This is a genomic window from Nocardia sp. NPDC057440, from assembly GCF_042802915.1.
In the GTDB taxonomy this organism is placed as follows: Bacteria; Actinomycetota; Actinomycetes; order Mycobacteriales; family Mycobacteriaceae; genus Nocardia.
This window is the reverse complement of the sequence record NZ_JBHVDF010000001.1, coordinates 195,192-218,354: the sequence shown is the minus strand read 5'-3', so window position 1 is coordinate 218,354 and position 23,163 is coordinate 195,192. Positions and strand designations below refer to the sequence as shown.

Here is a 23,163-nt window from a genome sequence, read left to right as displayed (position 1 = left end):
CCAAAGGGGTTGTTCGCCAGAACTACTTGCTAATGGGATGTGGGCGACGGACAACAACACATTGGGGGTACCTCCTGAAGTGCGCGCTTGCTCTCGACTTTCGAGAGCCCGGTCATCACCCGGAGCACCCCACCGCTGCTGGAGGGTTGCCGTCCAGCAAGCCGGGGCTTCGCGCTGGCACTCATGACCTGACCGGCATCATAGCTGGCGGTCGGTCGACGATCGAAATCGTCGTCGAAAACTCACCGGGTTTCGGTGGCCAGCGGGACGCAGCAGATGCGCACGAACTCGTCGAAGGTGGAGAGGAACGCGGTGCGGCCGGCCAAGGCCGCCGCCGCCGGGTCGCCTTCGTCGAAGATGTCGACCGAACATTCCATCCCGAGCTGCCCGATCAGCTGCCAGGTTCCGACGATCAGCCGCACCTGCAACGCATCGGGCTCGGTGTGGAGTCGTTCGGCGAGCACTTCGGCGATAGCGGCGGTCTTGTTGTCGGCGTGCTCGAGGCTGCGCGCACTGACCGACGGACTGCTGCGCAGGATCCGCTGCATTTGCTGGAACTGCCGGAACGACAGCAGCCTGTCATTTCCATCTATCGCCTGGTCGATGGTCCGCAGGAAAGCCTCACGCAGCGCGCGCAGCTCGTTGCCGGTGACCGGGAGCCCGCGCAGGGTCTCGGCGACGGTGCGGCCGAAGTCCTTGATCGGCCCGAGGATGATGTCCTCTTTGCTGTCGAAATACCGGTTGATCGTGCGGGGCGAGACGTCGGCGGCATTGGCGATCTGCTCGACGGTGGTGGCATCGAAACCATGTGCGTCGCAGAGGTCGAGTCCGACCTCGATGATGCGCAACCGGGTCTGCTGCTTCTTGCGCTCACGCAGGCCGGCAGGCACCGGATTCGCGGTGTGGTCCTGGTTCGGCTCGGCGCCGACAGGGGCGTCCGCTGCGGCACTCGCGCCGGTCGACGTTGATGACTCGAGCATCCTTCCACTGTATCGCAACCGGGACTTTTCGTGTCGTTAGCAGTCAAATGTCTGATTGCGACATTTTTCCCTTGACGACAAATGTCCGACAATGACAGGATGGCAGCACGACTTCGAGTTCCAAGGAGATCAAGGTGACCGAGACTGCGACAGCGGTAGACGTTCCGGAAAAACAAGGCAGTTCGGCGCGCTGGTGGGCCCTGGGGGTGATCGCATTGGCCCAGCTCATGGTGGTGCTGGATGCCACCATCGTGACCATCTCGCTGCCGTTCGCACAACGTGATCTCGACATCAGTGATGGCAACAGGCAATGGATGCTCACCGCCTACACGCTGATCTTCGGCGGTCTGCTGTTGCTCGGCGGCCGGCTCGCCGACTACCTCGGCAGGCGTCGGATCTTCCTCGTCGGTCTCGTGGGATTCGCTGCGGCCTCCGCGCTCGCGGGTCTCGCGCAGAACGGCGCGGAGCTCTTCGCCGGCCGCGCGCTGCAGGGCGCGTTCGCGGCTTTGCTTGCGCCGGCGGCACTTTCGCTGCTCTCGGTGACTTTCACCGAGGCCAAAGAGCGCGCGACCGCGTTCGGTGTCTTCGCCGGAATCTCCGCGGGCGGGGCCGCGCTCGGGCTGATCGCGGGCGGCGCGCTCACCGAGTACGCCTCGTGGCGCTGGTGCCTGCTGGTGAACACCCCGATCGCCATCCTCGCTCTGGTCGGCGCACTGGCCTTTGTGGTGAAGGACATACCGGCCCCGCGGACCGGCGGTTACGACGTGCCCGGCGCCGTCACCGTGACGCTCGGCCTGATCGCGATCGTGTACGGCTTCAGTCGCGCCGCCGACGACGGCTGGCTGGCCGGCAGCACCCTCGGGCTGCTCGTCGCGGGTGTCGCGCTGCTGGTCGCATTCGTCGCGATCGAGCGTCGTTCCTCGAATCCGCTGCTGCCGCTGCATATTCCGGGTGAGATCAACCGCGGCGGCGCTTTCCTCGCCGCGCTGCTCATCCCGATCGCGATGTTCGCGATGTTCCTGTTCCTGAGCTACTACTTCCAGATCACGCTCGGCTACTCGTCGCTGAAGGCCGGCTTCGCGTTCCTGCCGTTCCCCGCGGGCATCGCGATCTCCGCCGGTGTCACCAGTGCGCTGCTGCCGAAGCTCGGCCCGCGGCCGCTGATGGTGGCGGGCTCCGTGCTCGGTGTCCTCGGTCTGCTGTGGCTGGCGCAGTTGAGTTATGGCGACAGCTACGCGGCGAGCGTGCTGCCCGCGCAGGTGCTGATCGCGCTCGGCATGGGCCCGCTGTTCGTCGGCATGCAGACCGTCGCGCTGCATCAGGTCGAGGAAGAGGACTCGGGTGTGGCGAGTGCCTTGCTGAACGCCGCGCAGCAGGTCGGCGGCGCGGTCGGCACCGCCCTGCTGACCACGATCTCGGTGCAGACGGCCAAGTCGTTCGCCGACGGCAATCCGACGCTCGACAACCTGGTCGCCCGTGCCTCGATCCACAGCTACGACGTCGCGTTCTACGTCGGCGCCGGTTTCTTCCTCGCCGCGATCCCGGTGATCGCGCTCATGATCAGGGACAAGCCGGAAACCCTGATCGAGGGCTCCGAGGACGGCGCTCGGGTCCACGTCGGGGTCTGAGATCTTCCTCTCACGGCATCGGAAGTCCGCGTATCGCCTCCGCTCGGCGGCGATACGCGGACTTTCTTTTGCCTTCCGCAGGCCACGCCATGGTGACGGGCGCAACGCCGCGTCGGTCGTCGGCCCGCGAGTGATCGGTGCCACTCCCGGCCTACTCGCCGGTAACCGTTTCGGGGGCGCTCACTCGGGGGGCTGCCCGCGCGGTGAGATCCTCACCAGCAGTACGCTTGTCTTGTTTGCACCACACGTTCCGCGGACAACGCGGGGCATATACGTTGTCTTTGGAACAGCTGGGGTCCGCTCACAAGCGTGTTCGCCTGGCCGTGCAATGAGGGCACCATCCTAGGAGGACACGAAGATCCATGTCCAAGATCAAGGTTGAAGGCACCGTCGTAGAACTCGACGGCGACGAGATGACTCGGATCATTTGGCAGTTCATCAAGGACAAGCTGATCCATCCGTATCTCGACGTGAACCTCGAGTACTACGACCTCGGCATCGAGTGCCGCGACAAGACGGACGACCAGGTCACCGTCGACGCCGCCAACGCCATCAAGAAGCACGGCGTCGGCGTGAAGTGCGCCACCATCACCCCGGATGAGGCGCGCGTCGAGGAATTCGGCCTGAAGAAGATGTGGCGGTCGCCCAACGGCACCATCCGCAACATCCTCGGCGGCACGATCTTCCGCGCCCCGATCATTATTTCGAACGTCCCGCGTCTGGTGCCCGGTTGGACCAAGCCGATCATCATCGGCCGTCACGCCTTCGGCGACCAGTACCGCGCCACCGACTTCAAGGTGTTCGAGGGCGGTACCGTCACCCTCACCTTCACCCCGGACGACGGCAGCGAGCCGATCGTGCACGAGGTCGTGAAAATGCCCGAGGACGGCGGCGTCGTCATGGGCATGTACAACTTCAAGAAGTCCATCGAGGATTTCGCGCGCGCGTCGCTCAACTACGGACTCGCCCAGAACTACCCGGTGTACATGTCCACTAAGAACACCATCCTGAAGGCCTACGACGGCATGTTCAAGGACACCTTCCAGGAGGTCTTCGACGCCGAGTTCAAGACCCAGTTCGACGCGGCGGGGCTTACCTACGAGCACCGGTTGATCGACGACATGGTGGCCTCCTCCATGAAGTGGGAGGGCGGCTACGTCTGGGCCTGCAAGAACTACGACGGCGACGTGCAGTCCGACACGGTCGCGCAGGGCTTCGGCTCGCTCGGCCTGATGACGTCGGTGTTGCTGACCCCGGACGGGCGCACCTGTGAGGCCGAGGCCGCACACGGCACGGTCACCCGGCACTACCGCCAGCACCAGCAGGGCAAGCCGACCTCGACCAACCCGATCGCGTCGATCTTCGCCTGGACCCGTGGTCTCGAGCACCGCGGCAAGCTGGACAACACCCCCGAGGTGATCGGCTTCGCGCAGACCCTCGAGGACGTCGTCATCAAGACCGTCGAAGGCGGGCAGATGACCAAGGACCTGGCCGCGCTCGTCGGCGGCGACCAGGGCTACCTGACCACCGAGGAATTCCTCGGCGCGCTCGACGCCAATCTGGCCCGCGCCCTGCGCTGACCGGACTCTCACCACTCCCGGCGCTGGAACATTCCGGCGCCGGGCGCGAACACACGGGCACCCGCACCACGCCGCGGGCGACTGCATGCAGGTCGCTCGGATCGGCAAGTGGTACGGGTGCCCGAACTGTTTGCTGGTCGAGCCGTCAACTCCGCTCGGAGACTGCGGCGCCGAGTAGACCACTGACGACACGGGTGAAGCTGTCGGCGCCGTTGCCCAGTTCCGCCTGCTCGTCGAACATGCGCTGCAAGGGGTCGAGCAGGTCTGTCGCGACGCCCTGATCGCGGCTGGCGGTGCGGATATTGCGCAGACCGGCCCGATTGCCTGCCAGGTCGGAGAAATTGACCTCGAACTGCCGCGAGTCGATCTCCTCGGCCAGGGTCGGCAGCACGTCGATGATCGAGCGCAGCCACGGCATCAAGAACGCTTCGGTGAACTCGCCCGTGGGCAAGCCCGCGCTGCCGACCATCGCCGCCGCCTGGAAGAAACCGCCGAACAGCCCGTACATCCCGGCCAATACCGCCATGTCGTGCAGTGCGGCGAGGCCGGCGTCCGCGCCGAGGTATTTCGCGGTGCCGAGCTCGGCGATGGTGTCGCCGTGCGCGGCCTGCGCTTCGGGCGAGCCGCTGTACATGACCATGGTGTCCGGCGTGCCGAGTGTCTGTGGCACGCCGAGGATCCCGCCGTCCAGGTAGTGCCCGTCACGCTCGGCGATCCAGGACGCCAGCTCGCGCGCCTCGTCCGGGCGGCCGGTCGCGAGATTGAGGACGGTGCGCCCGCGCAGCGCCTCGGAAGCGGACGCGAGAATCGCAGCGCCCGCGGGAGTGTCGGCCGCCGTGACCACGATCAGCGCACCGGCGGCCACGGCCGCCGCGGGCGTGGCGGCGCGCACGGCTCCGAGTTCGTCCAGATGTGCGGCCTTGCCCGATGACCGGTTCCACACGGTCGTCGGGTGTCCGTTGCGCAAGAAGATCTCCGCGATCGTCGCGCCGATGCGGCCGAGGCCCAACACGGTGACCGATGTCCGATTGTCGTTCACGATTCCTCCGTCGATTCCTGAGTTCGGTTGGTGGGCGCCCGAACTCAGTCTTCGCGCTCCGACGAAAAAACATCAGTGGCAGAGCTGACGACAAGCGAACGATTACTGCCATAGTATCGACCCATGACCGGTCGAACTGTCGCGTTGGCCGTCGCTCCCGGCGCGCTGCATCCGTGGGATCTCTACGAGCTGGGAGTGGTGGCCTCGATCTTCGGCACCCCGCAGCCGGATCTCTCCGACTCCTGGTACGAGCTGAAGGTCTGCGCGGTGACGCCGGAGCAGCACACCCAGCCGATCGGTTTCGGCACCTACCTGCGGGCCGAACACGGTCTCGCCGACCTACTGGCCGCCGACACCGTGATCGTGCCCTCGGTGGCACACGACTTCGTGACCGCCGAACGCGAAATACCGCCCGAACTCGTCGGCGCGCTCGCCGCGGCGCACCGTCGCGGTGCACGCATGGTCGCGCTGTGCGACGGGATCTTCGCCCTAGCCGCCGCGGGCATCCTGGACGGTCGGCGCGCCACCGTGCACTGGGAGCACGCCGAGGTCCTGTCCAGGCGCTATCCCGGCATCGAGGTCAACGAGTCGGTGCTCTACGTCGATGACGGCGACGTGCTCACCAGCGCGGGCATGGCGGCCGCCCTCGATCTGTGTCTGCACCTGGTCCGCCGCGACTTCGGCGCGGTGATCGCCAACCGGTTGGCGCGGCGGATGGTGATCCCGCCGCACCGTTCCGGCGGTCAGGCGCAATTCGTCGAGCTCTCCATTCCGCCGCGGGCCGACGACGGCATCGGACCGGTGCTGCAGTGGGCCATCGCCAATCTCGACCAACCGCTCACCGTGGACACGCTCGCGGCGAGGGCGAACATGAGTCCGCGCACCTTCTTCCGGCATGTGCAGCAGGCGACCGGCGCGACACCGATGCAGTGGCTGCTCGGCCAGCGGCTGTCACACGCCCAATCCCTCTTGGAATCCAGTGATTTCGGCATCGATCGGATCAGCGGCATGTCCGGCCTCGGCACGGCGGCCAACCTGCGCCGTCATTTCGCGAGCGTCATCGGTGTGTCACCCGCCGAGTACCGACGCACCTTCGAACGCCGCGAACCACTGCATTCCGGCTGAGCGCCGGATTGCCCGGTGGCTGCCCGAATGGGGTGCGCGCGGGATGACCTGCGCGATGTCTCGACGCTGAGGTGGGCGAACTCACGTTCTCCCGGGAAGCGGGAGGGGCGGGTGGGCGGTTACATGAATACGTGACCAGTCCCGTAGCCCCGCCGCCCACCGCACCAGTCGAGGCCGAACGGACGGATTGGCACATCCCGGCGATGCTGGCGCTGGCGCTCGGCGGCTTCGGGATCGGGACGACCGAGTTCGTCACCATGGGTTTGCTGCCCGACATCGCGAATGCCGTGAGTGTGTCGGAGCCAACGGCAGGGCACGCGGTATCGGCGTATGCGCTCGGCGTGGTCGTTGGCGCTCCACTGATCGCGGCCCTGTGCGCCCGGGTGCCGCGCAAGCGTCTGCTCGTTGTGCTGATGGTGGCGTTCACCATCGGAAATGCCTTGACCGTCCTCGCGCCGACGTTCGAAACCCTCGTTGTCGCGCGTTTCCTGGCCGGGCTGCCGCATGGCGCCTATTTCGGCGTTGCCTCGCTGGCCGCCGCGACCCTCGCCCCGGTGGGGCAACGGGCCAAGGCTGTTGCTGCGGTTATGCTGGGTTTGAGCGCCGCCAATGTTGTCGGCGTTCCCGGAGCTACCTGGCTGGGCCAGCATCTCGGCTGGCGGGACGCGTTCATCGTGGTCACGGTGATCGGACTGGCGACCGTGGCCGCCCTCCTGCGGTACGTGCCGGAGCTCACCGGCATCAGAACCACCAACCCGATGACCGAACTCGGTGCGCTGCGTCGCCCGCAAGTTCTGCTGACTCTGCTCGTCGGCGCGGTCGGCTTCGGCGGCATGTTCGCCGTCTACACCTACATCACCACCACGCTCACCGACGTCGCCGGTATGCGAGCGGGTCTGGTCCCGCTGGTTCTCATGCTCTTCGGCCTCGGCATGGTGGCGGGCAACGTCATCGGCGGCGTGCTGGCCGACCGTGGCGTCGATTTCGCGATCCTCGCCGCCCTCGGTGCGATGGTCGGCATCCTCGCGGGATTCGTCGCCGCCGCGCACAACCCGTACACCGCCGCCATCGGCGCCTTCCTCATCGGCGCCTCGGGCGCGGCACTCGCCCCTGCCCTCCAGACCCGGCTGATGGACGTCGCCGCCGACGCCCAAACCCTCGCCGCCGCCCTCAACCACGCCGCCCTCAACATCGCCAATGCCGCGGGCGCCTGGCTCGGCGGCCTCGTTATCGCCGCGGGCCTCGGTTACACCGCTCCCGCGACCGTCGGTGCGGGCCTCGCGGTACTCGGCGTCGTACTGTTCACCGTCACGGTCTGGATCTCGCGGCGCACTGTGCACTCCTGACGCTCCGTCGTCCGGGCGAGCCCTGCGGCGGGGTGCGGCAATGCGGTGGGGAAGGCGCTACCGCTCATGGTCTGCTGGTGTGTTGCTGCCGGTCACGGCTGATGCCTGTCGAAGCGCGGTCCGAACAGTGCCGGAAGGGTTGCCCGGCGTCGTAGGGTCGGTGTAGCGAAGTTGCAGCGAGCCCGCACACCGACGACCTTCGACCGGTAGGGAGTAATCGTGGCCGATACGTTCCATCCGCTCGATCCGCTGTCGTCCGACGAGTTCCGTCGAGTTGCCGCCGTGCTGACCCGTGCGCACGGTGTCGGCCCCGGCTGGCGGTACGCCTCGATCGAACTCGCCGAGCCGTCGAAGCCCGAGATCGCAGCATTCGATGCCGACGCGGCGGTGCCCGACCGCAACGCGCACGTGGTGTGTTTCCAGCGGGCCGAGAACAAGACCTACAAGGCGCTCGTCTCGCTGACCACCGACTCCGTGCTGTCCTGGACACACCTGCCCGGCGTGCAGGCGAACTTCACCCTCGACGAATGGGAGGAGGCCGACGAGGCGCTGCGTGGGCATCCGGAGGTGATCGCGGCCTTGGCCGCGCGGGGGATCACCGACATGAGCCTGGTGTTCATGGACACCTGGACCTACGGTGACGCGGTGCTGCCGCCGCAGTATCGAGGTCGCAGGCTCGGCTGGTCCGATACCTGGGTCAGGGCCGCCGAGGGCGCGAACCCCTATGCCGGGCCGGTCAACGGATTCCACTGCATCATCGATATGAACACCATGGAGCTACTCGAGATCGAGGACACCGGCACGGTCGAGACGCCGGAGATCATGGGCGAGTACGTCCCCCGCCACGTCCCGGAGCGGATCCGCGCCGCGAGCACCCGGGAACCGTTGCGCCCCTTGGAGATAACGCAGCCGGACGGGCCTTCCTTCTCGGTGGCGGGAAACAAGGTCGAGTGGCAGAACTGGTCGCTGCGCGTCGGTTTCAACTATCGCGAGGGCATGACACTGCACGCGGTGAAGTACAACGACGGCGGCCGCATCCGATCGATCGCGAACCGGCTCTCCTTCGCCGAGATGATGGTTCCCTACCGTGATCACTGCACCGACCACTACCGCCGAACGGCCTTCGACATCGGTGAGTGGGGCATCGGATTCATGACCACCTCGCTCGAATTGGGCTGCGACTGTCTCGGCGAGATCCGCTATCTCGATGCGGTAGTGCACAACAGCAGCGGGGAACCCGTCACGATCACCAACGCCATCTGCCTCCACGAAGAGGACAACGCGGTCCTCTGGAAACACGTCGACCATCACGCGGGCGCCGAGGTGCGCCGTATGCGCAGGCTGACAGTGTCTTGCCACGTCACCGTCGCGAACTACGAGTACCTCGTCTACTGGCGTTTCTATCAGGACGGCAATATCGAATGCGAGGTCCGTGCCACCGGAATCATGGTTGTCAGTCACTTCCCAGCAGGCGGTGCGCACCCGCACGGCACCGTGGTCGACCAGCGCACCTACGCGCCGTTCCATCAGCATTTCCTGGTCGCCCGCCTGGATCTCGACATCGACGGCACCGAGAACACGGTGTACCGCAGCGAGACCGAGATCGTCCCGATGGGACCGGACAACCCCTACGGACTGTCGTTGCGGCAGAACAACACTCCATTGCGCACCGAAGACGAAGGAAAGCAGGACTTCGACTGGTCGACCCAGCGCGCCTGGAAAGTGGCCAACGACAACACCACCAACGGACTCGGCGCCGCACCCGCCTACAAGCTGGTGCCGGGAGCCGCGATTCCGGCCATGTTCGATCCGCGATCGCCGATCCTCGCACGCTGCAAGGCAATCGAGCACACCCTGTGGGTCACCCCGAATTCCCCCGACGAGCGCTGGCCCGCAGGCGAATTCGTCACACAGAGCAAGGTCGATCACGGGCTGCCCGAATGGACGGCGGCGAACCGGTCCATCGTGAACACCGACGTGGTGCTCTGGTACGTCTTCGGCATCCACCACATCACCCGCCCGGAGGACTGGCCGATCATGCCGGTGGACACGGTGAGTTTCTGGCTCAAACCTGTCGGATTCTTCGACCGCAATCCCGCGCTGGACGTCGCACCGACTCCGCCGAAAGCCTGCCATCAGAGCCCATGACAGCGCTTCGGTCGAGTCAGTGGTGGTCGAGCCTGCCGGATTCACCGACGATGCGCGCCAGCGCGCGGATCTGATCGGTTTCGGACTCGCTGTGCCAGACCAGCGCCCAGCGGAGCAGATGTGCGCCGGTGCTGGGGAGATGGCTGACGCCGGGCCAGTGCCGGGGCAGATGGGCGGGGCCGATACGGACGCCGTCGCCGGAGCCCAGCACGGACGTGGACACGTTGTCACCATTCGACACCGTCGAGATCCGTTGAGTGCAGCGGCCTTTGACCCCGGCCGGTTCGTGGTTGTCGGACATCACCGCGACCGGCGGCTCGGTGAACAGCGTCGGCCCCACCGTGAGATCGGGCTCCTCGACCGGCAGCCGGGCGATGACGACGTCGGTCTCGCCACGGCGTAGCGGGCCGAACGAGTCGGTGCCCGAAATGGACCGGATCTGCAGGACGAATTCGGGGTGTCTGGTGCGGAAGGTCTGCCAGATCGAGCGGTAATCATGGGCATTCCCGCCGACCATGCCGATGCGCAGCATCGTGGAGGCAGTGCCCGCGGCCGACCGGGCCCGGTCCAGAGCCTGTCGCACATCGCGATACGCCGGAAGCAGGTCGGCGCACAGTTGCGTGCCCAGCGGTGTCAGCCGGATACTGCGCGGGTTGGTGCGATCGACGAGAAGCGCGCCGAGACGTCGTTCCTGGCCCTTGATCGACTGACTGATCCGCGCCTGGGACAACTGCAACCGCTGCGCGGTGCGTCCGAAGTGCAACTCCTGGGCCAGCGTCAGGAGAATCTCTATGTCCCGCAGTTCCACGGCATTGCCGCCTTCCGTTGTCGCCCGGTTCGCGCACTCGTGCAACGCCGGGAGTGGGAGATCATTCCGAGCACTTGATGCGTCGCTGCCAGGACCGACCCCTCGAAGGTCATGACGGCGAGCAGTGGCCGGGCGGTGTCAGTGCACCTTCGCGAAGAAGCCGCGAATGTCATCGAGCAGCAAGTCGGGCACCTCGTGGGCCGCCCAATGGCCGCCGATGTCGTACTTGTTCCACTGCACGATGTTGGTGTGGTCGCGTTCGGCGAATTTGCGTGGTGGCGTGAAGTCGTAGCCGAAGGAGGCCAATCCGATCGGTACGGTCGTCGGCGCGTCCGCGTGGCTGTTTTCGAAGGAGAACCGGGCCGAAGGCGCCGAGGTGCTGGTGAACCAGTAGATCGAAATATTGGTCAGCAGCTCGTCCGGCGTCATCGAATCGGTGAGTACCTGCCCGCTCCAGGTGGGCTGCCCGCTCCACGCGATCAGGGCGGCGGGCGAATCCGCGCGTGCCCGGCCGATGGCCTGCCGGTGTGCCCGCCATGCGGAGTCGTGGATAGCGTGTTTCAGGAATTGCTGCCCGAAACCCATCAGCTTCAGTTCGAATTCACTGAGCCCGTTCAGCTCGTCCGGTTCCCCTTTGGCGAAGGAGAAAATCTGGTCGACGTGCACGCCGATCACCCTGTCCGGGGCGAGCCTGCCCATTTCCGGTGCGACAATGGCGCCGCCGTCGTTGCCGTGCACGCCGAACCGGTCGTAGCCGAGTCTGGCCATCAGACCGTTGAACACGGCGGCGATCCGCACCGGATGCCAGCCGGCTCGATCCGTCGGCTTGGAGAACGCGAAGCCGGGGTAGGACGGGATGACGACATGGAAAGCATCGGCGGGGTCGCCGCCGTGGGTGCGTGGATCGGTCAACTCGTCGATCAGGCCGAGAAATTCGGTGAAGGAACTGGGCCAGCCATGGACGAGAAGCAGTGGTGTCGCGTCCGGTTCCGGGGAGCGGACGTGCACGAAGTGAATGTTCTGTCCGTCGATCTCGGTGGTGAACTGGGGGAAACTGTTGAGCCGCTGTTCTTGTGCGCGCCAGTCGAACCGATCGCGCCAGTATTCGAGGAGCGGTTGTACGTATGACCGTGGCCCCCGGTATTCCCAGCTGAGCTGGACCGGCAGCTCGAAGTCGGCATTACCGACGAGCTCGTCGAAGGGCGTCTCCGACCGGGTGTTCGCCAGGTGCTGCGCCAGATCATCCAGGTCGGCCTGGGGGATATCGATACGGAACGGTCTGATCTCTGACACTGCCTTAGCCTGCGAGAATGTTCTGTCGGGAACAACACCGAGTTCCCGATCAGTTTGGCTTATCGACTTGTCGCGCACCGAGGCTTCGGAGCCGGTGCGTCACCCCGGGGTCAGCGGGGCTCCGATGCTGAGCAGGCGGTCGACGAGGGTGTCGACGTACTCGTCGCGGAGGGGGCCGGTGCCGAACAAGGCGCGGGTGTACATCGGTGCCAGGATTATGTCGACGACCTCGAGTACCTCGGGTGCGGCTTCGCCGCGGGCAGTGGCACGGTCGAGCATGCGCTGGATCTGGTCGACGCGGTCGGTGAGGAACCGGTCACGGGTTTCCTCGCCTGCCGCGCCGGTATCGATGAGCGCGAGGATCGTGCGCAGCAACGCAAGTCCGTTGGGGCCGCTCACATCTCGGGCCGCATTCGCCGCGTAGGTGCGCAGGTCGCCGTCGAGGGTTCCGGTGTCGGGGATCGCGGACTCGGTGCTGAGTCGATCGACCGCGACCTCCATGGCCAGCGCCTCGAGGTTGCCCCAGCGGCGGTAGATGCTCGTATCGGCCACACTCGCGCGGGCCGCGACCTCGGCAACGGTGAAGTTCCCGTATCCGCGTTCGGCGACGAGTTCGGTGACCGCCTGGTGTACCGCCGCGCGGACGCGGGCGCTGCGACCGCCGGGGCGGCGGGTGCGTTCCTCCATACCGACCACTTTAACGCAGTTAGCACTTGCGTTTAAGTGATCCCGGGCGCTACTCTTCGATTAACGCCGGTTTCAACTGCGTTTAGGAGCTGGGGTGCACAGACCCGGCACCTCCTGGGCGTGATCCCGCGAACCAATCCTCTTGGCTGTCACCATCTTCTGGAGCATCACATGAACGCCATGATCAACCGCATCGACCGCGCCATCGACATGACCGCCGTCGTCGTCGAGGCAATCCCCGCCGACCGCATGACCGCGCCGACCCCGTGCGTCGAGTGGGACGTCCATGACCTGCTCAACCACCTGGTGGGCGGCATGAATATCTTCGCCGCGCAACTGGAGGGCCTGGACCCCGGCCGCGACCACCACGGCGACTGGCTCGGCGCGGATCCGCACGGGGCGTATATCGCCGCGGCCGCAGGCGACAGCGCGGCGTGGCATCGCCCCGACGCGCTCGAACAGACCGTGCGCCTCGGATTCGGTCTCGTGCCCGGTCCTATGGCCGCGGTGATCCACCTGACCGAAGTACTCGTGCACGGCATCGACCTCGCTGTCGCCACCGACCAGGAGCGGCTGCTCGACCAGCAATTATGTGGCGAGATGCTCGCGATCATGCGCGACATGGGTATCGGCAACTTCCGCACACCCGGCATGTTCGGGCCCGAGCGGCCGACATCGGGCGATGCCCCCGCTCATCGGGAGCTGTTCGCCTACCTCGGCCGGACCTGGTAGGCGGCTGCCTCACCGTGGTGGATGGCGGGCGGGCCCGGCCATACGTGAACATACAGAACTGTATGTAAGTGTAGAATCGCCGAAATGACCAGGTCCGCAGCGCCCAAGCAGCAGCGCCGCACGCAGGAGCAGCGTAGCAGCGAGATGCGTACGCGGCTGCTCGACGCCACCATCGACTGCCTGGTCGAGTACGGATACGCCGGGACGACGACACCCCGGGTCGCCGAGCGTGCCGGAGTCACCCGCGGGGCCCAGGTTCATCATTTCGGGTCGAAGACCGATCTGGTCGTGGCCGCCATCAGTCATCTGGCGCAATTGCGCGCCGAGACCGCGATGCGGGAGATGTCCAAGATCGAGAGCGTCGACGATCCGGTCGGCGCGGCCTTGGATTCGCTGTGGGAACTGCACCAGGGGCCGCTGTTCATCGCGACCGCGGAGCTCTGGGTGGCGGGCCGCACCGACCGGGTGCTCGCCTCGGCGATGGAGAAGGTCGAGCCGTTCGTGAACAACGCGGTGCTGATGGCCGTCGCCCGATTCGTGCCGGATGAGATGCGGCGCAAGGAAGCTCGGGACTTCGTCTATACCGCGATGGACGCGCTGCGCGGAATCCTGGTGTCCGACTTCATCGATCCGGATACCGAACGGGCGCATCGGCGTTGGCGGCGGGCCTCGGTGCACCTCCGTGAGATCGCGACGGCCGCACTTGCCGCACGCCGTCCCGTCGAAATATCCGAATAGGCCACGGCCACTGGGTTTTTCCGACCGATCGCCGCGTCTGCGGCACCTGTCTGCTGCAGTGCTGCGGGGGCGGTAGGTGTGCGCCGTCCTGGCGGATGGGCGGCGCCGGCGAACTGATGCACCGGATCCCGCCTTCCGGGCCGGGCGCCGTCGGGGCGATCATGTCCGGTCTCTCGAACTCGATTCCGGTGGTATGGCGGGTCGGCGTCTCGCCCGATGGATCGCCGTGATCGTCGAACATCGGCAGGGATGCCGGGCGGCGCGACGGTGCAGCGCGATGGCGCAACATACGCGATCAGCTGTATGTCTGGACTAATCGGTCTGAACTGCTCAATTGTGACCAATACCGGGCGATAGGGGCCATTGACCTTGCGGCCTTACATACAGCTCTGTATGTTTGTTTCTGTTCGGTCCGGTCGGATCGGTTTCTGTCGGCTGCCGTTGGCGGCCGCGGCCGTGTGCGCTCGGGGCACAGGTACTACGTGAGGAGTTCGATGGCGAACAAGGTCTACGTCGTCGGCGTCGGCATGACGAAGTTCGAGAAGCCTGGCCGGCGCAAGAACGAAGACGGCAGCGATTGGGACTACCCGGATATGGCGCGGGAGTCGGGGACCAAGGCGCTCGCCGATGCCGCAATCGCCTACGACCTCGTGGAGCAGGCCTATGTCGGCTACGTCTACGGCGAATCGACTTCGGGGCAGCGCGCGGTCTATGAACTGGGCATGACCGGCATCCCCGTCGTCAATGTCAACAACAACTGTTCGACCGGCTCGACCGCGCTCTACCTTGCGGCACAGGCGATTCGGGGCGGTCTCGCGGAGTGCACACTGGCGCTCGGCTTCGAGAAGATGCAACCGGGCTCGCTCGGCTCCACCTGGGACGACCGCGAGCAGCCGATGGCCAAGCACATCATGGCGCTCGCCGAGATCTCCGAGGTGCTTTTCCCGGTGGCGCCGTGGATGTTCGGCGCCGCAGGCCGTGAGCACATGAAGCAATACGGCACCACTGCCGAGCATTTCGCGAAGATCGGCTACAAGAACCACAAGCACTCGGTGAACAACCCGTATTCGCAATTCCAGGACGCGTATTCACTCGATGACATCCTCGGCTCGCGAATGATCTACGACCCGCTCACCAAGCTGCAGTGTTCACCGACCTCCGACGGCTCCGGCGCGGTGATCCTGGCGAGCGAGGACTTCGTGAACACCCACGACCTCGCCGCGCAGGCGGTGGAGATCGTCGGCCAGACCATGACCACCGATTTCGCCTCGACCTTCGACGGCACCGCCAAGAACCTGATCGGTTACGACATGAATGTCCGAGCCGCACGCAAGGTTTACGAGCAGGCGGGCCTCGGTGCGGAAGACTTCCAGGTCATCGAGCTGCACGACTGCTTCTCCGCCAACGAACTGCTGCTCTACGAAGCCCTCGGGCTCTGCGGCGAGGGCGAGGCCGGAAAGCTCATCGACGACAACCAGACCACCTACGGCGGCAAATGGGTCGTGAACCCCTCGGGTGGCCTGATCTCCAAGGGACACCCCTTGGGCGCCACGGGATTGGCGCAGTGCTCCGAACTCACCTGGCAGCTGCGCGGCACCGCGGACAAGCGCCAGGTCGGCAACGTCACCGCCGCCCTCCAGCACAACATCGGCCTCGGCGGCGCGGCGGTCGTCACCGCCTACCAGCGGGCCGACCGCTGACCTGATCCCTGGCCGCGGCGAAAGCCAGGTCACACCAAGGCTATTCACCACTCGACGAGGAGCAACTCATGGGCCACATCGAAGCCACCAAGGACGTCAACGCCACCCCCGATGCCCTCTGGGCGGTCGTCTCCGACCCGAACAGCTGGGACAAGTGGTTCACCATCCACGAGCGCTTCATGGAGGAGCCGCCCGCCACCCTGACCGAAGGGGCGAAGCTGGTCGCGAAGATCGTCATGCTCGGCATGGCGAACAAGCTGGAATGGACCGTCGTCTCGGTGCAGCAGCCGAGCAAGCTCACCCTCGGCGGCACCGGCATGGCCGGTGTGAAGACCGAATTCACCTTCGATATCCAGCCCAAGGGCGACGGCGGCAGCACCATCCTGGTCTCCGGCGACTTCGAAGGCGCGCTGATCAAGGGTGCGCTCGGCAAGGCCGTCGAGAAGGACGGTCTGAAGCAGCTGGACAAGTCCCTCGAGCAGCTCGACGCGCTGGCCTCGGTCTGATGCCGGATCGCGTCGAGCGAAGGAGCGTGTGATGACAGCGGAGGCCGCCGCGGCCCGGCTGGTCGATTTCGACGACAGTGGGCTCGAAACCTGGTGTGAGGACGAGCGATTCGAGGTCACGCCGGAGCGGATCGCGGAATACGCCGCCGCGACCAATGACCCGATCGAGGCCCATCTCACGGGCAAGGCGGCCGCGCCGGTCTTCGGCATCGTGCCGGTCTTCGAAGCCATGATGATGCCGGTGATCGATGTGGCGCCGATGGACATCTTCGGCCGAGTCGTGCACGGGGAGCAGGATTTCCACTTCCATCGCGCGATCCTGCCGGGAGACAAGCTGGTCTCGCGGGCCAAGGCGACCGGGTACACCAGCCGCTCGAACGGCACCGCCATCACCATCCTCATCGAATGCCGAACGGAGGAAGGCGAGTTGGTCAATAAGCAGTATCTGACCGCCTTCTTCCGCAATATCGACGCGGGCAAGACGATCGGCGCGCCGGCGCCCGCGCACAAGTTCGACGAGAGCTTGCGGGCGCGGGATCCGGCGGCGGTGGTGCCGCAGCACGTGGATCTCGACCAGACCTACCGCTACGCACCGGCTTCCGGTGATCCGGTGCCGCTGCATCTGGACGAGCAGGTCGCCAAGGATGCCGGATTGCCCGGCATCATCGCGCACGGCCTGTGCACCATGGCTTTCGCCTCGTGGGCGGTGCTCACCGAGGTCGCGGGCTCGGATGTGCACCGGCTGAAGCGATTTGCCGTGCGCTTCGCCAAGATGGTCTTCCCCGGCGACGATCTGGAGACCCGGATCTGGCGGGTCGGCTCCGCGAACGGCGTCACCACCTATGCCTTCGAGACCGTGCGTGGCGATGATGTCGTGCTCAGCGACGGTCTGGCGGAGATCGAGGACTGACCGCCGACGGCCGCCCTGTCGTTTCGGACTGTGTGCCGGACGGCACGGGTCGCCGATATATCAGGCGGTTGGCCGGGAGCACCCGGGGACAAGCAGAACCGAATGGCGGGGGACGAGGACAGGAGGCACCCCATGGGTGCATTGGAAGGACGGGTCGCCGTCATCACCGGCGCGGGTCGCGGCATCGGGCGCGAGCACGCCCTGCTGTTCGCTCGTGAGGGCGCGGCGGTCGTGGTCAACGACCTCGGCGGCAGCAATGCCGGTGAAGGCGCCGATGTCGGGCCGGCGCAGGAAGTCGCGAACGAAATCGTGGCCGCAGGCGGCAAGGCGGTCGCCAACACCGACGATATCGCGACGTGGGACGGCGCGCGCAACCTCATCGAGCAGGCCGTTTCGGAGCTGGGCGGGCTCGACATCGTCATCAACAACGCGGGCATTCTGCGCGACAGCTTCATCGCGGGCCTGGAGGAATCGCAGTGGGACGCTGTCCTCGCGGTGCACCTCAAAGGCCATGCCGCGATGCTGCACCACGCCGCCGCGTACTGGAAGGCGCAGTCCAAGGCGGGCAACCAGCCCAACGCCGCGGTCGTCAACACCGCGTCGGCCTCGGGCGTCACCGTGCCCAACGCCGGTCAGGCCAACTACGGGGCCGCCAAGGCGGGGATCGCGGCACTGACCCTGGTCGCCGCCGACGAGCTGGAACGCTACGGCGTGCGCGTCAACGCGATCGCGCCGATCGCCCGCACCCGGCTCACGCTGGCCACCCCCGGCATGGGCGCGATCCTCGGCGCCGAGGTCGAGGAGGGCGAATTCGATGCCTTCAGCCCGGCCAATATCTCGCCGCTGGTCGCCTACCTCGCTTCGGACAAGTGCCCGGTCACCGGCAAGGTTTTCGCGGTGCAGGGCGGAGCCATCTCCGAGCTGGCAGGCTGGCACGACGTGAAGACGATCGAGACCGAAGGGCCGTGGCTCATCGACGACATTGCCGCCCGGCTGCCTTGATCGCGATCGAAGGAGCGTACCTGCGCCTTCGCTGCGGCCGTGCGGACTGAGGACGGACGCCGTCCGGCTGAACAAGTTAGGAGAACGACGATGTTCGAATGGTCCGAGACCGACGAGATGATCCGCGAGGCGGTGCGTACCTTCATCGACAAGGAGGTCCGCCCGAACCTCGACGCGCTCGACAGCGGTGACATGTCGCCCTACCCGATCATCCGGAAGTTGTTCAGCGACTTCGGGATCGATGCCATGGGCGGTGAGGCGGTCGAGAAGCTGCTCGTCAAGCAGCGGAAGAAGGAAGCGACGATCGCGGCCGGCGAGCCGCTGCCGGAGAAGAAGGAAAAGCCGTCCGGCGCAAGCCCGTTCAGCGGTCAAGAATCGCTGATGGCGGTGCTCATCGGGGAACTCTCCGGCGTCTGCATGGGCATGGTCACCGCGATGGGCGTCAGCATCGGCCTCGGCGCGACGACCATCATGTCGCGGGGCACGCTGGCCCAGAAAGAGCGCTGGCTGCCCGACCTCGTGACCATGAAAAAGGTCGCATCCTGGGCGATTACCGAGCCGGACTCGGGTTCGGACGCCTTCGGCGGCATGAAGACCTACGTGCGGCGCGACGGTGAGGATTACATCCTCAATGGGCAGAAGACCTTCATCACCAACGGTCCCTTCGCCGACGTGATGATCGTCTACGCGAAGCTCGACGAAGGCGACGGCGGCGACAAGCGTGAACGCAAGGTGCTCACGTTCGTGCTGGACAAGGGCATGGAGGGCCTCACGCAGGGCAAGCCGTTCAAGAAGATGGGGCTGCACGCCTCGCCGACCGGAGAACTGTTCTTCGACAACGTCCGGCTGTCCAGGGACCGGCTGCTGGGGGAGACCGAGGAGCACAAGGGCGGCGACGGCCGCGACAGCGCGCGCTCCAGCTTCACCGCCGAACGCATCGGCGTCGGCTTCATGGCGCTCGGCATCATCAACGAATGCCACCGGCTCTGCCTGGACTACGCCAAGAACCGCAAGCTCTGGGGCCAGGAGATCGGCCGCTTCCAGTTGGTTCAGCTCAAGCTGGCCAAGATGGAGATCGCCCGAATGAATGTGCAGAACATGGTGTTCAACACGCTGGAGCGGGGTCGGGCCGGTAAGCCGCCCACGCTCGCCGAGGCCTCGGCCATCAAGCTGTACGCCTCCGAGGCCGCCACCGAGGTGGCCATGGAGGCGGTGCAGCTGTTCGGCGGCAACGGTTATATGACCGAATACCGCGTGGAACAGCTCGCCCGCGACGCGAAGTCGCTGATGATCTACGCGGGCAGCAACGAGATCCAGGTGACCCACATCGCGAAGGGTCTGCTGGCCCAGTAGGCAGGTCGGCCCGGGTGCGTCACAACGGTGCGCGCGCCCGGGTGTGGTTCCGGAACACCTCGACTCTGTCGGACAAGGACGATGATCCCCGAATCCGCGCGTGCTGGCCGAAGCCGACCCGGCGCACGTCGGCTGCCGACCCGGATGCTGCCTTCGCAGCACGTGCACGACGGTCTCGAGCCTCTCCATGATGGCGTCGGCCTTTACCGCAGTGGCATCGAGTTCGGTTTCGATGGTGGCGCGACTCAGACCGCGCGCAGGTGGGTGCGGCTCGCGTAGATGTGTTCGGCGATGAGGGTTGCTATCCGATCGGGGGCCTCCAGCATCGGGACGTGGCCGACGCCGTTGACCAGGATTCGGTCGGCGGAGTCGGGGAGTTCCTTCAGGAAGCGGCGGGCGTAGACGCGGTTGGGTATCACCCGGTCGTATTCGGCCATCAGCAGCCGCACCGGGGTGGTGAGCGTCGAGAGGTCTTCCAGTGCGGGGGCGCGCAGGTTGCCGAAGATGAAGGGCAGCATGGCGTCGCAGTGCAGTATCGCGGCGATCATGGCGGCGATATCGCGGCGGGGTACGGCCGAGGCGTTCTTGCTCAATGCCAGCAGCGCGCATCGTTGTACCAGTATGTTGTGTACCGCGAATCCGCCGAGGCGCTTGCCGATTTCGACGATCGGCACCAGCGACAGGAACTTCAGCCCGGCCCGGAATTGGGTGAGCGACGGTGAGTTCCAGCCGCCTGCAGGTGCGATCGCGGTCAGCGTGCGGGCGCGGCCGCGCCGCGCCAATTCGAAGCCGACCCAGGCGCCGAGTGAGTTGCCCGCGATATGGCACGTGCGCCAGCCGAGTTCGTCGAGCTGATCCTCGATGCGGTCGGCCAGGGTGTAGATGTCGACGGACCAGCCGTCCACGCCCCCACCACCCCAGTGCCCGGCGAACGCGGGCGCGAACACCTCACAGTTCGAAGACAACCGGATCGCCACCTGTTCCCAGCAATGCGGCGACAGCAGGAATCCGTGCAACAGCAGTACCGGATCGCCGGAACCCAGGTGCAGGGCCTTGATCGGCTGGGGATCGGTCGCGGACTTGGCGACAGTGGACGTGGTGGTGTGAGACGTCATCGTCGACACCCCTTCCTGGACGGCGGTGTCCGGGGAAATTCATCTGACCAGCATTGTACGGTCGTGAGGTGCCGACCATCATCTCAACGATCAACGTCAACGGCGTCCGCGCCGCCGCGGGCAAGGGCATGCTCGCCTGGCTCGCGTCCACCGAGGCCGACATCGTCTGCCTGCAGGAGACCCGCGCCACCGACGAGCAGACCAGAGCGGCGCTCGCGCCCGCACTGGCCGACGGCTGGTGGCTCACGCACGCCGAACCGGAGTCCAAAGGCAGGGCGGGCGTCGGCATCCTGTCGAGGCGCGAGCCGAAGGCCGCGCGAATCGGTTTCGGCAGCAACGAGTTCGGAGCCTCCGGTCGTTATGTGGAGGCCGATTTCGATGATGTCACCGCGGCCAGCGTGTACGTGCACTCCGGTGATGCGGGCACACCGCGCCAGGACGAGAAGTATCGCTTCATGGCCGAGCTCGGCGCCTATCTCACCAGCCGTACCGGCGAATTCGTGGTGAGCGGCGACTGGAACATCGCACCGTCGGAACTCGACATCAAGAACTGGAAGGGGAATCTGAAGTCGGCCGGATTCCTGCCGGAAGAGCGCGCCTGGATCCAGGAGTTGCTCGCCGTGGGTTATGCGGATGTCGTGCGCAGACTGCATCCGGGTGTCGAGGGCCCTTACAGCTGGTGGTCCTACCGCGGCCGCGCCTTCGACAACGATTCGGGCTGGCGCATCGACGCGGTTTACGCAAAAGAGGGTATCGCATCCCGAGCCGTATCGGCACGGGTGGAGCGTGCAGCGACGTATGCCGAGCGTTGGTCGGACCACGCCCCGGTCACTGTGACATTTGCGGAGAAGGTACGCGAACCGCTGGTCAGCGTCTTCCATCTATCGCCCGACGTATCAGCGATCGGGCAGCCTCACCGGTGACTGACTGACCAACCAGAACATCGAAGGTCTTGTGATAGACCTTGATCTCTCTCGGCTGAGTGATATTCAGCTCCGCCGTAATTCCTTCTACAAGAACCATTTTGTTGTCGAACATCAGGAAACTGGTTGTAGCAGTCTCGAACGGTGCCATGAACGGAATGATCCCCAGCGTTATGCGTGGCATACCTTGAACGGCCAATAGCCTATCCATTTGACCGATCATGGTCTGATCGTCTCCCACGGTGGTGTACAAGGCCTGTTCAGCGATGACGAAATGAAACAAATGATCTCGCTGATACAACACCTGCTGACGTTCTATTCGCTTGGATACACCCTCATCGAGATCGTTGGGTATCTGCTGGAACTCGATAACCTTGCGTAGAATGCCGGTAGCGTAGTCGGCTGTTTGGAGCAGACCAGGAATGAGAACAGGCTCAAACGACCGGAGTATCTGAGCCTCAGACTCCCATTTGATCGAGGCTTGCTGGCGTCGTTTGGTCCCGGTCCCGAGAATCTTCCGCCATTCGAGGTACGCGGAATCTATGTTCTGCCGGGTAGCGTGAAGGTCTGCCAACTGATCTTCTGCGTTGCAGTCACGGCAATACGCGGAAATGTCTTCAAGTGACGGCTTGATCCTGCCGTACTCGATTTTAGAAACCTTGCTAGTGTCCCAGCCGTTGCGGCGCGCAAGCTCAGCGCCGGACAACCCAGCTGTAAAACGAATCTCCCGAAGCCGTGCCCCGAGAGATTCGCGCTGCTGACCAACAGAACCAGTCACCGTGTGACGTACTCCGAGTACGGGACAGCCAGAGACCAGAACCGTTGTTTCAGTGGATGACAGTAAGCGGCAATGTTCGGATCGGTGGTTACCGCTCCGGACCAACCTCCAGAATCCCCGAACGCAGAGAAGATGACTAGCTCATCGTCGAACAACCAGAAATCATCTGGTGGCACGTCCCCGGCCAGATGCCGGGGCAGATAACGGATGTCTTCCCCCGCTCGGGTGTTCAGTTCGGCAATCGCCAGTGCGAACCGTGTGTAGTCGGTGTGTGGCTCCGTGACAATACGAACTCGTGTGACAGCCACGCCCCGGCCGGTCGTTTCCTGTATCAGGTTCGTCCAGTCCTGGAACCAGACGTAGTCGTCGGGTTCACCCGCGAGGAACCGCCGAAGCGGTTCGTTCTCGTACGGTTCGGCGTACGAGTCGAGTACCTCAAGGTGGAATGCCTCCCGCTTGCAGGTCCGGAGCAGATCGGGGAAACCTTCATCGGGTACTAGCCGCACCGTAGAACGTCCTTTCTAGCTTCGGGACTTCGATAGCCGTTTCGTCGTCGGCTAGGTCGAGCTGACTCAGTGTCTCGTCATCCGTGATCGGTCGACCGGTGAGCCGGAACGTACCCCGGCCGGTGTCGGTCAAGGTCGCGCCGATGAACGTATCCGGCTCCAAGAAGCCGAGCAGTAGGTGAGGCAGCTCAACGGTATCGGTCCGGTCTGTCTTCCATGCTTGGACGACGTACCCGCCAGGGTCGTTCGCCAGCAAGGTAGGGCAT

General features: G+C 65.4%; 22 protein-coding genes and 1 riboswitch. Of the genes, 13 read left to right on the top strand and 9 right to left on the bottom strand.

Features of this window, described 5'->3' with window-relative positions; translation table 11 throughout:
• Positions 1 to 78: 78 nt before the first annotated feature.
• A riboswitch (SAM riboswitch) is annotated at positions 79 to 189 on the bottom strand.
• 53 nt (positions 190 to 242) lie between these two features.
• Positions 243 to 980 (bottom strand): TetR family transcriptional regulator, encoded by a 738-nt coding sequence (locus tag ACFU4Z_RS01050; RefSeq protein ID WP_379058518.1) that lies wholly within the window; start codon positions 978 to 980, stop codon positions 243 to 245.
• 134 nt (positions 981 to 1,114) lie between these two features.
• Here ACFU4Z_RS01050 and ACFU4Z_RS01045 point away from each other — a divergent pair, with 134 nt between their 5' ends.
• Entirely contained in the window at positions 1,115 to 2,608 is a 1,494-nt protein-coding gene (locus tag ACFU4Z_RS01045) for an MFS transporter (RefSeq protein ID WP_379058516.1), read from the top strand.
• 362 nt (positions 2,609 to 2,970) lie between these two features.
• Positions 2,971 to 4,188 (top strand): NADP-dependent isocitrate dehydrogenase, encoded by a 1,218-nt coding sequence (locus ACFU4Z_RS01040; protein WP_379058513.1) that lies wholly within the window; start codon positions 2,971 to 2,973, stop codon positions 4,186 to 4,188.
• A gap of 145 nt (positions 4,189 to 4,333) precedes the next feature.
• Here ACFU4Z_RS01040 and ACFU4Z_RS01035 read toward each other — a convergent pair whose 3' ends face one another.
• Positions 4,334 to 5,227: an NAD(P)-dependent oxidoreductase gene (locus tag ACFU4Z_RS01035; RefSeq protein ID WP_379058510.1), complete on the bottom strand. Its 894-nt coding sequence runs from the start codon at positions 5,225 to 5,227 to the stop codon at positions 4,334 to 4,336.
• A 123-nt stretch (positions 5,228 to 5,350) separates the two neighbouring features.
• On the opposite strand from ACFU4Z_RS01035, the gene ACFU4Z_RS01030 reads away from it, so the two are divergent.
• The 3 genes from ACFU4Z_RS01030 to ACFU4Z_RS01020 all read left to right on the top strand — a co-directional run bounded on the left by ACFU4Z_RS01030 (position 5,351) and on the right by ACFU4Z_RS01020 (position 9,846).
• Positions 5,351 to 6,352 carry a helix-turn-helix domain-containing protein gene (locus ACFU4Z_RS01030; RefSeq protein ID WP_379058507.1) on the top strand — a complete coding sequence of 334 codons (1,002 nt, stop codon included), beginning with the start codon at positions 5,351 to 5,353 and terminating at the stop codon, positions 6,350 to 6,352.
• Between the two features lie 203 nt (positions 6,353 to 6,555).
• Positions 6,556 to 7,698: an MFS transporter gene (locus ACFU4Z_RS01025; protein ID WP_379059281.1), complete on the top strand. Its 1,143-nt coding sequence runs from the start codon at positions 6,556 to 6,558 to the stop codon at positions 7,696 to 7,698.
• 216 nt (positions 7,699 to 7,914) lie between these two features.
• Complete coding sequence (locus ACFU4Z_RS01020; protein WP_379059279.1) at positions 7,915 to 9,846, top strand: primary-amine oxidase; 1,932 nt, start codon at positions 7,915 to 7,917, stop codon at positions 9,844 to 9,846.
• Between the two features lie 16 nt (positions 9,847 to 9,862).
• Here the strand turns inward: ACFU4Z_RS01020 and ACFU4Z_RS01015 are convergent, their stop codons facing one another.
• The 3 genes from ACFU4Z_RS01015 to ACFU4Z_RS01005 all read right to left on the bottom strand — a co-directional run bounded on the left by ACFU4Z_RS01015 (position 9,863) and on the right by ACFU4Z_RS01005 (position 12,634).
• Complete coding sequence (locus ACFU4Z_RS01015) at positions 9,863 to 10,654, bottom strand: LysR family transcriptional regulator (protein ID WP_379058504.1); 792 nt, start codon at positions 10,652 to 10,654, stop codon at positions 9,863 to 9,865.
• Between the two features lie 138 nt (positions 10,655 to 10,792).
• Positions 10,793 to 11,947 (bottom strand): epoxide hydrolase family protein, encoded by a 1,155-nt coding sequence (locus tag ACFU4Z_RS01010; RefSeq protein WP_379058502.1) that lies wholly within the window; start codon positions 11,945 to 11,947, stop codon positions 10,793 to 10,795.
• 99 nt (positions 11,948 to 12,046) lie between these two features.
• Entirely contained in the window at positions 12,047 to 12,634 is a 588-nt protein-coding gene (locus ACFU4Z_RS01005; RefSeq protein WP_379058500.1) for a TetR/AcrR family transcriptional regulator, read from the bottom strand.
• Between the two features lie 171 nt (positions 12,635 to 12,805).
• On the opposite strand from ACFU4Z_RS01005, the gene ACFU4Z_RS01000 reads away from it, so the two are divergent.
• The 7 genes from ACFU4Z_RS01000 to ACFU4Z_RS00970 all read left to right on the top strand — a co-directional run bounded on the left by ACFU4Z_RS01000 (position 12,806) and on the right by ACFU4Z_RS00970 (position 19,575).
• Positions 12,806 to 13,366, top strand: a complete 561-nt coding sequence (locus ACFU4Z_RS01000; protein ID WP_379058498.1) for a TIGR03086 family metal-binding protein — start codon at positions 12,806 to 12,808, stop codon at positions 13,364 to 13,366.
• 84 nt (positions 13,367 to 13,450) lie between these two features.
• Complete coding sequence (locus ACFU4Z_RS00995) at positions 13,451 to 14,104, top strand: TetR/AcrR family transcriptional regulator (RefSeq protein WP_379058496.1); 654 nt, start codon at positions 13,451 to 13,453, stop codon at positions 14,102 to 14,104.
• A gap of 494 nt (positions 14,105 to 14,598) precedes the next feature.
• Positions 14,599 to 15,804 carry a lipid-transfer protein gene (locus tag ACFU4Z_RS00990; RefSeq protein WP_379058493.1) on the top strand — a complete coding sequence of 402 codons (1,206 nt, stop codon included), beginning with the start codon at positions 14,599 to 14,601 and terminating at the stop codon, positions 15,802 to 15,804.
• Positions 15,805 to 15,872: 68 nt separating this feature from the next.
• Positions 15,873 to 16,310 (top strand): SRPBCC family protein, encoded by a 438-nt coding sequence (locus tag ACFU4Z_RS00985; protein ID WP_379058490.1) that lies wholly within the window; start codon positions 15,873 to 15,875, stop codon positions 16,308 to 16,310.
• A 31-nt stretch (positions 16,311 to 16,341) separates the two neighbouring features.
• Positions 16,342 to 17,220 (top strand): MaoC/PaaZ C-terminal domain-containing protein, encoded by an 879-nt coding sequence (locus ACFU4Z_RS00980; RefSeq protein WP_379058488.1) that lies wholly within the window; start codon positions 16,342 to 16,344, stop codon positions 17,218 to 17,220.
• 132 nt (positions 17,221 to 17,352) lie between these two features.
• The gene (locus ACFU4Z_RS00975; RefSeq protein WP_379058485.1) at positions 17,353 to 18,222 is read left to right on the top strand and encodes an SDR family oxidoreductase; all 870 of its coding nucleotides are present in this window, start codon (positions 17,353 to 17,355) and stop codon (positions 18,220 to 18,222) included.
• A gap of 90 nt (positions 18,223 to 18,312) precedes the next feature.
• Positions 18,313 to 19,575 (top strand): acyl-CoA dehydrogenase family protein, encoded by a 1,263-nt coding sequence (locus tag ACFU4Z_RS00970; RefSeq protein ID WP_379058483.1) that lies wholly within the window; start codon positions 18,313 to 18,315, stop codon positions 19,573 to 19,575.
• 245 nt (positions 19,576 to 19,820) lie between these two features.
• Here ACFU4Z_RS00970 and ACFU4Z_RS00965 read toward each other — a convergent pair whose 3' ends face one another.
• Positions 19,821 to 20,690 (bottom strand): alpha/beta fold hydrolase, encoded by an 870-nt coding sequence (locus tag ACFU4Z_RS00965; RefSeq protein WP_379058480.1) that lies wholly within the window; start codon positions 20,688 to 20,690, stop codon positions 19,821 to 19,823.
• Positions 20,691 to 20,758: 68 nt separating this feature from the next.
• Between ACFU4Z_RS00965 and ACFU4Z_RS00960 the strand changes: the two genes are divergently transcribed.
• Positions 20,759 to 21,613, top strand: coding sequence for an exodeoxyribonuclease III (locus ACFU4Z_RS00960; protein WP_379058477.1), 855 nt, complete (start codon positions 20,759 to 20,761; stop codon positions 21,611 to 21,613).
• On the opposite strand, the gene ACFU4Z_RS00955 is transcribed toward ACFU4Z_RS00960, so the two are convergent.
• The 3 genes from ACFU4Z_RS00955 to ACFU4Z_RS00945 are packed head-to-tail and all read right to left on the bottom strand — an operon-like array spanning position 21,558 to position 23,153.
• On the bottom strand, positions 21,558 to 22,391 hold the full coding sequence (locus ACFU4Z_RS00955; RefSeq protein WP_379058474.1) for a helix-turn-helix domain-containing protein: 834 nt from the start codon (positions 22,389 to 22,391) through the stop codon (positions 21,558 to 21,560). The genes ACFU4Z_RS00960 and ACFU4Z_RS00955 overlap by 56 nt on opposite strands.
• Positions 22,388 to 22,897, bottom strand: a complete 510-nt coding sequence (locus ACFU4Z_RS00950; RefSeq protein ID WP_379058471.1) for a DUF6879 family protein — start codon at positions 22,895 to 22,897, stop codon at positions 22,388 to 22,390. The genes ACFU4Z_RS00955 and ACFU4Z_RS00950 overlap by 4 nt, the downstream gene beginning before the upstream one ends.
• Positions 22,878 to 23,153: a hypothetical protein gene (locus tag ACFU4Z_RS00945; RefSeq protein WP_379058468.1), complete on the bottom strand. Its 276-nt coding sequence runs from the start codon at positions 23,151 to 23,153 to the stop codon at positions 22,878 to 22,880. The genes ACFU4Z_RS00950 and ACFU4Z_RS00945 overlap by 20 nt, the downstream gene beginning before the upstream one ends.
• Between the last annotated feature and the right edge of the window lie 10 nt (positions 23,154 to 23,163).

Bases quoted from the DNA above. Each gene is read 5' to 3' on its own strand.
- ACFU4Z_RS01050 (WP_379058518.1), bottom strand. From the start codon at position 980: ATGCTCGAGTCATCAACGTCGACCGGCGCGAGTGCCGCAGCGGACGCC.
- ACFU4Z_RS01040 (WP_379058513.1), top strand. From the start codon at position 2,971: ATGTCCAAGATCAAGGTTGAAGGCACCGTCGTAGAACTCGACGGCGAC.
- ACFU4Z_RS01030 (WP_379058507.1), top strand. From the start codon at position 5,351: ATGACCGGTCGAACTGTCGCGTTGGCCGTCGCTCCCGGCGCGCTGCAT.
- ACFU4Z_RS01025 (WP_379059281.1), top strand. From the start codon at position 6,556: ATGCTGGCGCTGGCGCTCGGCGGCTTCGGGATCGGGACGACCGAGTTC.
- ACFU4Z_RS01005 (WP_379058500.1), bottom strand. From the start codon at position 12,634: ATGGAGGAACGCACCCGCCGCCCCGGCGGTCGCAGCGCCCGCGTCCGC.
- ACFU4Z_RS01000 (WP_379058498.1), top strand. From the start codon at position 12,806: ATGAACGCCATGATCAACCGCATCGACCGCGCCATCGACATGACCGCC.
- ACFU4Z_RS00995 (WP_379058496.1), top strand. From the start codon at position 13,451: ATGACCAGGTCCGCAGCGCCCAAGCAGCAGCGCCGCACGCAGGAGCAG.
- ACFU4Z_RS00990 (WP_379058493.1), top strand. From the start codon at position 14,599: ATGGCGAACAAGGTCTACGTCGTCGGCGTCGGCATGACGAAGTTCGAG.
- ACFU4Z_RS00985 (WP_379058490.1), top strand. From the start codon at position 15,873: ATGGGCCACATCGAAGCCACCAAGGACGTCAACGCCACCCCCGATGCC.
- ACFU4Z_RS00980 (WP_379058488.1), top strand. From the start codon at position 16,342: ATGACAGCGGAGGCCGCCGCGGCCCGGCTGGTCGATTTCGACGACAGT.
- ACFU4Z_RS00975 (WP_379058485.1), top strand. From the start codon at position 17,353: ATGGGTGCATTGGAAGGACGGGTCGCCGTCATCACCGGCGCGGGTCGC.
- ACFU4Z_RS00970 (WP_379058483.1), top strand. From the start codon at position 18,313: ATGTTCGAATGGTCCGAGACCGACGAGATGATCCGCGAGGCGGTGCGT.
- ACFU4Z_RS00965 (WP_379058480.1), bottom strand. From the start codon at position 20,690: ATGACGTCTCACACCACCACGTCCACTGTCGCCAAGTCCGCGACCGAT.